8 protein-coding genes and 1 pseudogene are annotated in these 8,804 nt (G+C 56.6%); 4 read left to right on the plus strand and 5 right to left on the minus strand.

Features of this window, described 5'->3' with window-relative positions:
* On the minus strand, nucleotides 1-775 hold a 775-nt coding region (locus ACILRA_RS15315), incomplete at its 3' end, for an MFS transporter (protein ID WP_395662948.1).
* Nucleotides 776-1,008: 233 nt separating this feature from the next.
* On the opposite strand from ACILRA_RS15315, the pseudogene ACILRA_RS15320 reads away from it, so the two are divergent.
* Nucleotides 1,009-1,317 (plus strand): annotated as a pseudogene (locus tag ACILRA_RS15320) (transposase); the annotation flags it as partial.
* 292 nt (nucleotides 1,318-1,609) lie between these two features.
* Here ACILRA_RS15320 and ACILRA_RS15325 read toward each other — a convergent pair.
* On the minus strand, nucleotides 1,610-2,020 hold the full coding sequence (locus ACILRA_RS15325; RefSeq protein ID WP_395662949.1) for a hypothetical protein: 411 nt from the start codon (nucleotides 2,018-2,020) through the stop codon (nucleotides 1,610-1,612).
* Nucleotides 2,021-2,327: 307 nt separating this feature from the next.
* On the opposite strand from ACILRA_RS15325, the gene ACILRA_RS15330 reads away from it, so the two are divergent.
* Nucleotides 2,328-2,567 carry a hypothetical protein gene (locus ACILRA_RS15330; RefSeq protein WP_395662950.1) on the plus strand — a complete coding sequence of 80 codons (240 nt, stop codon included), beginning with the start codon at nucleotides 2,328-2,330 and terminating at the stop codon, nucleotides 2,565-2,567.
* Between the two features lie 604 nt (nucleotides 2,568-3,171).
* Here the strand turns inward: ACILRA_RS15330 and ACILRA_RS15335 are convergent.
* Nucleotides 3,172-3,996, minus strand: coding sequence for an NAD-dependent epimerase/dehydratase family protein (locus ACILRA_RS15335; RefSeq protein ID WP_395662951.1), 825 nt, complete (start codon nucleotides 3,994-3,996; stop codon nucleotides 3,172-3,174).
* Between the two features lie 111 nt (nucleotides 3,997-4,107).
* Here ACILRA_RS15335 and ACILRA_RS15340 point away from each other — a divergent pair, with 111 nt between their 5' ends.
* Nucleotides 4,108-4,683 (plus strand): YdcF family protein, encoded by a 576-nt coding sequence (locus ACILRA_RS15340; protein ID WP_395662952.1) that lies wholly within the window; start codon nucleotides 4,108-4,110, stop codon nucleotides 4,681-4,683.
* Nucleotides 4,680-7,943, plus strand: a complete 3,264-nt coding sequence (locus tag ACILRA_RS15345) for an AMP-binding protein (protein WP_395662953.1) — start codon at nucleotides 4,680-4,682, stop codon at nucleotides 7,941-7,943. Before ACILRA_RS15340 ends, ACILRA_RS15345 begins: the two co-directional genes overlap by 4 nt.
* 259 nt (nucleotides 7,944-8,202) lie before the next feature.
* Here the strand turns inward: ACILRA_RS15345 and ACILRA_RS15350 are convergent, their stop codons facing one another.
* Nucleotides 8,203-8,625 (minus strand): GPW/gp25 family protein, encoded by a 423-nt coding sequence (locus ACILRA_RS15350; RefSeq protein ID WP_395662954.1) that lies wholly within the window; start codon nucleotides 8,623-8,625, stop codon nucleotides 8,203-8,205.
* Nucleotides 8,622-8,804 (minus strand): hypothetical protein (locus ACILRA_RS15355; RefSeq protein WP_395662955.1); only part of this gene is annotated, 183 nt, incomplete at its 5' end. The genes ACILRA_RS15350 and ACILRA_RS15355, both read right to left, overlap by 4 nt.

Genomic DNA, 8,804 nt, shown 5'->3' on the forward strand with positions numbered 1-8,804 from the left:
CGGCGTAGATGGCGATTGTGCCCGTCATGTAGGACAGCGCAAAAATCCAGATGCGTGGGCTGGTGAAGGCATGCCCGGTGGAGGAAAGACTTTCTCTGGTGCGAAGCCTGTCCTCGTCCGCGATGTCTGCTGTGACAGCCTCGGCCTCCGACTGGCTGAGCCAAGTCGCCTGGGCGGGGCGATCCGGCAACAACCAGAAGAAGGCGATGCCGGCGATAACCGAGGGAAGGCCCTCCAACAGGAACAGCCATTGCCATCCGCGCAGGGAGAAAAGTCCGTCCATGAACTGTAGGATGGCACCCGACAGTGGCGCGCCGATGACGCTCGATACACCAACAGCAGTCATGAACAGTGCAATTACCCCGGCCCGCCGACTGGCTGGGAACCAGTAGGTGAGATAGAGGATGACGCCAGGATAGAATCCGGCCTCGGCAGCACCCAGCAGGAAGCGCAGCAGGTAGAACCCGAACTGAGCGTCGGAAAGATGCAGCATCTGGGCCAAACCGCCGAAGCGCAATTCGCCAAGGAACATGAACATGCAGGAAATGATGCCCCACGTGATCATGATACGGGTCATCCAGAGCCTCGCCCCAACCCGCGCCAACACCAGGTTGCTCGGCACCTCGAACAAGAAGTAGCCGATGAAGAATACACCCGCGCCAAAGCCATAGACGGCATCGCTGAAAGACAGATCTTCGGCCATCTGTAGCTTGGCAAAGCCGACATTCACCCGGTCGAGGAACGACACGACATAGCCGATGAACAGCAGCGGCACGATGTGGCGCGCGATCTTGCGATAGTCCGGAACAGGGCCCGCGGCCGTGTAAGAAAAACTAGTCATGGTCTGCGCTTCACTGATTAATTTCCAGAAGCGTTAGATGCGGAAGAACTTGCAGGTCAAGCCGTAGTTGTAGCACCTGCCGCTGCAGTGGCGTATTAGCTGACGATACCTTCGCGAATTCTATGAGGTTGTCGGAACTTGGGGAGTTCACACGAAGTCGCATTGTCCAATGGCGCACCGTGGCCGACCAGATCCGTTCATAGGTGCTGAAGCTAGCCGCAATCATGGATGAGGCCAAGCCCGGCGTGCTGGCCTACATGACATTCCCGAGGAAGCACCGCGCCAAGCTCCACAGCACCAACCCCATTAAGCGCCTCAACGGCGAGGTCAAGCGCGGGATGGAAGTCGTCGGCATCTTCCCCAGCGGCGATGCCATCATCCGGCTCGTCGGCGCCATCCTCCTCGAGCAGAACAACGAGTGGGCCGTTCAGCGTGCTCGCTACATGAAGCTGGAAGCCATCAACCAGATGAGCGATGGTCATCTCGTCTGCCCGCAAGCCGTGGCCATCTGCTCATCCTGGCCCAAGCCGGTGAGGCTCTGCGGCCAAGGCCGTCAGCTAAACCACGGCAGGGGACGTTATCCGACGGATAGGTCACGTCTCGCAAAATGCGAATGCAATGCAGCCCAAACCTGCAACATGAATACATCGCGGCTATCAGATGCAGAGAAGCTGATCTGGGGCTGTAGCAGGGAAGGCCGCTGCTTTCCGTGCCGGCTCTCTTCTCGATAGCCCGCACAGGGAACTCTTTCCTCACCTATTCTTCAGCTCAATTGAACTCCTGGCGATTCCACTCCGCCGGAAGCGGTTGCATCGCCCGCGCCACCGTCAGTCCCGCCGGCTGCCGCCCCGCCAGTACCGCCTCTACGATCTCCGGCGTCAGCAGTGACATGGGCAGCACCCGGCTTGCATAGGACGCACTGATGTTCTCGGCCTCAGCGATTTCCTCGATTGTGACGAAGTCGTTGGCCTCCAGCAGCCTGCGCCAGCGGAAGCCACGGGCGAGCGCCTTTAGGAGCGCGCTGTCGAACCTTGCACGCGGCACCGGTGTTGCAGCCTTTCCATCCGGCGTGATGACAATCTTCCGTCCGCCGCGCCTGCGGATGGCAAATGGCACGATGACGGTGATGGTCTGCTCGACCATCAGCGGCGGCAAGGTCACGCATGATGGAAAGAACATCGGGTCGACCCATATTCATGGCGGCGTGGTGCCCGGCGATGGGTTGACGGACGTACCGGCAAGAGGCCGTCCTCCCGACCCTTACTCAGGATGCCGGCGCATCATCATCACGATAGTTATACCAATGGTTCAAGCAGCCTTAGCGGGCTTCATGGGTCGACCATCGTGGGAAGCACAAGCGACATGTCCTTCAACAGCAGCGGGTCCCCGCATCCCAATACATCTACCAAAGGCGGCAGCGGCGCCCACAACAACGTCCAGCCGAAGATCGTTCTCAATTACATGATTGAGAACTGACGAATTGCCCATGAAAGTCAGCGTGTTGTTTGAAGACGGCGTGATCGTGGTCGATGGAGTTGCACGTCAAGGTTTTGACCTCGCGGGCTACGGCCCCAACTGGAGCGCTATCCAGTGGCAGGGCGATTACGGATGGATTGAGGTCCATCATGGCGAGCGGGGCTGGCTCTTGAAGATCTCGACGTTGCAACCCCTGATCGCCCTGCACGCCGCCTATGCGCCACAGGTGGAGCCTCTACCTCAAGAGTGACGCGCGATCTCCGGACGGGGTCGCCCCTATTCCTACCAACGCGCTCGATCCGCCCCGCGGTGCGGGTTCTCCCGCGGTCCCCGCGCTTCATGGGCCCGCGTCCCCTTGTTAAGCTGAACCATAGCGGTTCGAAAAGTTGTTTCAGAAAACGAGCGAGTTCCTGACACCGTGAAGATCTCGAACTGGACCAAGCGGGCCACATCGGCCAGTCATCTATCAGTCTCGTGTGGACGCGGCAAACTGGCCACTGCCCCTCTCGCCTGCGTACTTCTTGCACGAGCGAGGTGGTCGACTTTTGCGCCGCACCGCGGCCTATTCTTGCACCGCCGTTGACATTATCTCAGCGACCAGGAGAGCATCGAAAACCTGACACCGGCTGTTGTCAACTACGGCCGGGGTGAGACCATCCTGCTAGAACGAGAAAGGACCAAACGTGACACCACAGAGAGCAGACGCTTCCATTACCGCGGCAAGGTAGCATAGCATCAAACCCAGATGCGCCAGATCCTCTCTTCGATCATGCGCCCAATCGTCTCAAATTATCTCACAACGGACAACCTTACCCAGTTCAACCGATATCTCCCCGCACCGATACAGCGCCACATTAGTCACTGTGACACTTCAATAGCTGCGACGCTTTCGATGTGTCAAAAAAGGAACGCCTTCCTGACAGGTCTCCCACGATTGGGACACTTGGATAGTACCGGCTCGCCAGTGTGAGGCTCGCGTCCTCAACAGCAGAATCGGGAGCCACAACGTTCAATACCTCGTGGCCGGCGAAAGCTGCGGTGAGGCTGGCGAGACTTGCGTCCACTGCCATTGCCAGCGGTGTGTACCCCCAAAGCTGATTCGCGGCAGTTTTAATGTTGGACGCATAGGCTTTCCTTGCCACCGAACTGTCGGCAACCACCCAGTGAAAGCGCAGCGAAGCAATGGACATCTTCGGGTATCGACGTGCAAAGCTCTGTGCCTGTGATTCGGCAATCCACTTGGATAGGCTGTACGGATCCTCTGTATAGCTCGCATGCTTCTCATCAATGGGGAAGTAATCAAAACGAGGTTCCCTACTGTAAAGCATGCCGATGGCGTTCACACTCGAAGCCATGCAGACCCGACTGATGCCCAGTTCCGCAGCGGCTCTCAATACGTTGTAGCTTGCCGTAACGTTATTGTTGTGGAGGCGCTCATCGCTGTCTATGCCCGGCGGACCGTGAGTGGCCATATGCACAAGCGCGTCAGCGCCCTTGAGGGCGGTCAAAGTGTTTGAGAAATCCGCCAAATCGAAATGATGCGTCTGCAAACGCTCATGATTCGCGGCCGATTCGCTTGGCTTGCGGTCAATACTGATGATGTTGCATCCGCGGGCAAGCGCCGCACTGATGAATACACTACCGAGTTTACCGCTACTGCCCGTTACTGCTATTCTCATCAAGTTGTCTGCCTCTGCTGCGGCCTGGTAAACGGGTTTGCGGCCAAGGTTCCGAGGTAAGCCAGATCAACTGCCTCGCTCGACATCAGCGAGCCTTTACTGGGGACGTGTTTGGCCTTCGACCGCGTGACAGACTTTCTCTTCCTTGAAGATTGTGAAATCAAGAGTGATTTCACGGTTGTGCTGGGCATGACGAAGTGGGAGCGCCCTCTTGCGCGAGCCGTTTCTCTCTTCAACAAGTTGCTGGCCGGGACGATAATCTTTTCCGGCGGATGGAACGCGGAACTCCGGCGAAGCGAGGCGGAACTGATGGCGGCTGAGGCCGAGGCCCTGGGAGTTCCACGCTCCCAATTCTGTTACGACCCAGATTCCCGTAACACGTTTGAAAATTTTACAAACAGTTTAGCTTTGATCCGAAAAACCCGTTCGGTCGAACTACTGTCGATCAACATTGTCGCTATCGGCTTCCATACACGAAGAGCTCTATTGACTGCTCAGGCAGTTTTCCCGCTGAGCACCAGCTTCGGGATTGCTGGATACCCTAGTGTCCATTATGGCAACAAGGAGTGGTTCCGGACGGAGCGAGGGAAGAATGATGTGGCTGCTGAAATCGCGAAAATACAGCGCTACTTCCCCGGAGCAGTACCAGTTGATGTTGTCCGCCAACTACAGGAGGCAACGGGATGAACAGACTTGCCATTGTTAACGGCGACGATGGTTGTTGGGCACAAGATCTCGGTTTGGGAAAGGCCATTCTGCAGGCAGTGAATGCATTTCCGATGGGGCGATTCGCATTTGAGGATGCGAGTATCGCCGCACGGGAATTGACGTTTAAGCGAACATACCAACTAGCGCTGAGTATCCTCGCAAACTTGCGTGTCTCCGGACATGGGCCAGGTGATCGTGTAATATTGGACGCTTCGGAGCCAGAACAGTTCATACCTGCGCTGTGGGCCACTCTCCTGGGCGGCATGATCGCAGTGCCCATGGTGCCTTCGGCATGGAGCGCATCTCGCAACACGCAGTTTCGCCAGAGGCTCGAGTTCGTGACAAACCGTCTTAACGGCTTCACGGTTCTTTCTGATCGAGTTGAGCTGTTCAATTGTGGTGGCCGTCTCCTTGGTTACTCAGAAGTTCAGAAGAGTGGAGATTTGGCCGACGTTACGGAGTTTGAGACCTCAGCCCCGGCGGTGCTCATCTTGACGTCCGGCACGACTGGGCGCTCGCAACTCGTCACATTAAGTCGGCGGGCTATCGCCCACCGCTGGTTTACCTCCCGCAGGAATGACCAGTCGACCTTTCTCGGGTGGATGCCATTGGAACACGTCATGGGCTTGGGTCTTTCCAGTCCTAATCATTCACTCAAGATCCACATGCCACCCGATCTCTTTGTACGGCAGCCCACTCGATGGCTTGATCTGGTATCGAAATGGGGCGTGACGCATGCCGGAATGACGAATTTCGGCATGAAACTCATTGTTGAAGCTGCAGAGAACCTACGAGATTGGAACTTCTCGGCATTGGAGCGGGTGGGTGTGGGTGCAGATGCTATTTCACCCGATACATGTGTTAGATTTCATAAATTACTTGTCGAGTGTGGCGCAAAGCCGGATGTCATTTCTCTAGGGTATGGGCTCTCTGAGTGCGGTCCTGTTGCGGGAGGCAGACGCAGCTTTGCGCTTGGCGATGTGAGCCCCGGAATAAGTCATCTTCCCATCGACGGACCCACAGATGGGCACAGCATACGGATTGTCGATGAAGATGGACAATTATGTCTGGAAGGGGTGGTAGGTAAGATTGAAGTGATAGGGCGAACGATGGCGTCTGGGTATTTTGCAGACCTTCAGGCCACATCGCAATTGTTCACTCCCGACGGTTGGCTTCGCACGGGAGATATAGGCGTTTTGAAGGGCGGTACCCTTACCGTTGTCGGGCGCGAGAAGGATGTGCTAATCTTAAACGCCCGAAAGTATCCTATCACCGAGATAGAGAACTTTCTCGAGAAGTTGCCATTTATCCGTTCAGTTTACGCTTTCCCACTCGCTGGAGCTAAGGGAGAGCAAACGCTTGCCATCGCCTATGTAGCATCGCAGTTGACGCCCGCGATCGAGGGGGCAATTCGACATTCACTCGTCCAGCAGTGGGGAATTGGTGCATCGCATTGTTTTTCGATAACTGAAGCTGATGTTCCTCGGACTGCTACCGGTAAGCTACAGAGAAGCAAGCTTGCCGAAATGTTCAGCGGAGTTGCGCGTACCACTGTTCCGCTCCTGCCGGCTTCAAGCGCGCTTCAACGTATCGCACTGATACTCTCGAATTTCCTGGGTGGGCGCTTCTTGGGCGGGGATGACGATTTCTTTCAGATGGGAGGCGATTCACTTAGCGCTATGTCGGCGTCTATGGCTATCGAGCGGGAATTTGAAGTCAGCCTTCCCCCAGCGGTATTTGCATCCAACCCTACTCCCAGGGCAATTCTAAAGGTTGTGGAAGCCCGTGTAAGTGGCGTGAGCCGTGTCGCGGCGGTTCCGGTGAGAAAGGCTAGAGAAGAGGGACCCTCTCTCTTTCTAGCTCCGGGACTTCTCGGATCCAATGGCTACGCCTTGCATTTTAGCCGGTCTGGTTTCGGCGACCAAGGGGTATGGACATTCCACCTCCGTAACGCTTCAGACGCAGCTCTGCGGATGAAAAGCCTTGAGGAGTTTGCAGATGAGTGTGTGAAGGCCATGTTACAGATTCGGCCACGAGGGCCCTACCATCTCCTTGGGCATTCTTTCGGGGGCTTGCTGGCATACGCAATGGGTTGCCGGCTGCGTGAACTCGGTTATGCGGTGTCCACATTGGCAATCGTAGATGCACCGGCACCTGTTCACAATGGTAGGCATGGGGTCGCGTCACTTCCTTTTCCCCCGCGTGTCGCGGAGCACCACAGTTTGCTGGCAGCAAATTTTGTAGCTGTCCCCAGTGATCTGCGGGTGAGCTATTTTCGAGCAAAGGACAGTCCCCACGCCAGCCTTTCAGATCCTTGTGGAGGGTGGAACTTCTTAGCCGCAGGTGGTGTAGACTGTTATGAAATGCCTGGAGATCACCAGAGTATCGTGAGAGGAATCAATGCGGAAGTGCTTGCGCATGATGTACGAGGTGCCATCTTGGGGCGACCTGCGCCACACCACGTAGCACCACTGTCTGTGTCAACTGCTGTTCGTGCGCTTTTGCGAAGTGCTTTTTCGGCTTGCCGTATGGGTCTTGTTTCTAAGGAGATAGCAGATCTTCAGCTTGCGCTATCGATGGTTCCCGATTTTCCATATTGGGGACATGTGCGGCTTGCGCGTTCATGTTTGGCGATCGATCGCCTAGACGAAGGGATTCGTGCGTTTCGTAATGCATTGGAGCGAGACCCTTGGCCGCTTGGAACGAGGGCGACCCTCATTGGACTTCTACGGCGTTGCCGCCTTGCTTCACTATGTGAGGAGAGCCTTGCATATGCGGATTCTGTAGAGGTGACGTGTGCTGCGGACGCTTTTGGTAAGTATAGAATTTTCCGAGAGTTCGGTGCCTGGAGATTTGCAGAGAAGAGCCTTGTTCAAGGCCTCTCGGTTGCGCCTCAGGCCCTTGACTTGCGTGTTGAGCTGGTTCGTGCTCTTGCAGAGCAGGGCCAGAGCAAGCGGGCGGTTGATGAGATACGAATGGCACTTGCAACATCGATCGACAACAACTTGGCTCTCAGAGATCTTGGGGTTCTTGCGCTGAGGGTGGGGGCTCCCGACTTGGCGGAGGAGTGCTTTCGAAGATCGCTCGCCATTGATCCCGATGAGGACCCGCGCATGATAAGATTCTTGGAAAAGGTAGCAAGGCGAAAGGGAAACCTCGATGAGGCGAAGACCTTAGAGGCTTGGGCGTCCTCTTTATCTTCAGGAGGTTCACACCAAGTCTTTAGGACGGGGTCGTAAAAATTGTGATGTCTGTCGTCAGAAGATTTGAGGCATTTGGGTGCGTGATCGAAGAGAGGATCTGGCGCATCTGAACCGCCCCGCGATTGCCGGAGGTTTGTTGGCTTGACCTATGCAGCCTTGGGCAGCTTGTCCACTGCAGCCGTTGCAACTGTGCCGGTGCACGATTATGAGACAGCGTACTACGCCGGTTATGCTGCCAATTTGAACTCCGTATCTGGCGGCTTCAGGCCTGACAGATCGATGACGGTGAAGCGGCTCATTCGGAAAGCCTTTCCTCGATCAGCAACCCGTCCGGATTGGCATAGGCGTCGAGCCGCCTTGCACCCGCCACCGAGAAATCCCCGTACACGGCGCGCGGCCGGTATTCCCCGTCGAGGAACACATGCAGCTGGCCGTCACGGGTGACCTTGACCATCTGGATCTGCGTCACTCGGAAGCGCGGCTCCCACTGCTCTATGGCCGAGGTGATGGCCGCGAAGTACGGCACCACCTCATCAGGCGTCACAAGACGGCCCAGCAAGTTCGGAACGAAGGAGCCGTACCATTCCCGCATGATGCGCGAGCCGAAGCGGGTGTCGAATATGTCCCGGAGCGACTGCACGACATGCTCCCAGCCGGTGAGGATGCCGCCGGTCGCTGCATCGAGGCCGACAGAGGGATCGCGGAGATCGGTGTTCATGTGTCCGCTCCATAGTGACCCTGCGCGACCATCGCCTTGATGCGCTCTCCGATCCAGCGCATGACGTTTACGGCCATCGAATTGGCTTCCCTACCTCGCTCAGCATCAGTGACCTCAGATTGCGCAGCCTCTTTGGCATGCCAGCTTCCTTCCCGACTGTGGCATTTAGGAAGTCCCGC

This window comes from Aestuariivirga sp. (assembly GCF_044239095.1).
Taxonomy (GTDB): Bacteria; Pseudomonadota; Alphaproteobacteria; order Rhizobiales; family Aestuariivirgaceae; genus Aestuariivirga.

Coding starts and splice junctions, on each gene's coding strand:
- ACILRA_RS15325 (WP_395662949.1), bottom strand. CDS start 2,020: ATGTTCTTTCCATCATGCGTGACCTTGCCGCCGCTGATGGTCGAGCAG.
- ACILRA_RS15330 (WP_395662950.1), top strand. CDS start 2,328: ATGAAAGTCAGCGTGTTGTTTGAAGACGGCGTGATCGTGGTCGATGGA.
- ACILRA_RS15335 (WP_395662951.1), bottom strand. CDS start 3,996: ATGAGAATAGCAGTAACGGGCAGTAGCGGTAAACTCGGTAGTGTATTC.
- ACILRA_RS15345 (WP_395662953.1), top strand. CDS start 4,680: ATGAACAGACTTGCCATTGTTAACGGCGACGATGGTTGTTGGGCACAA.
- ACILRA_RS15350 (WP_395662954.1), bottom strand. CDS start 8,625: ATGAACACCGATCTCCGCGATCCCTCTGTCGGCCTCGATGCAGCGACC.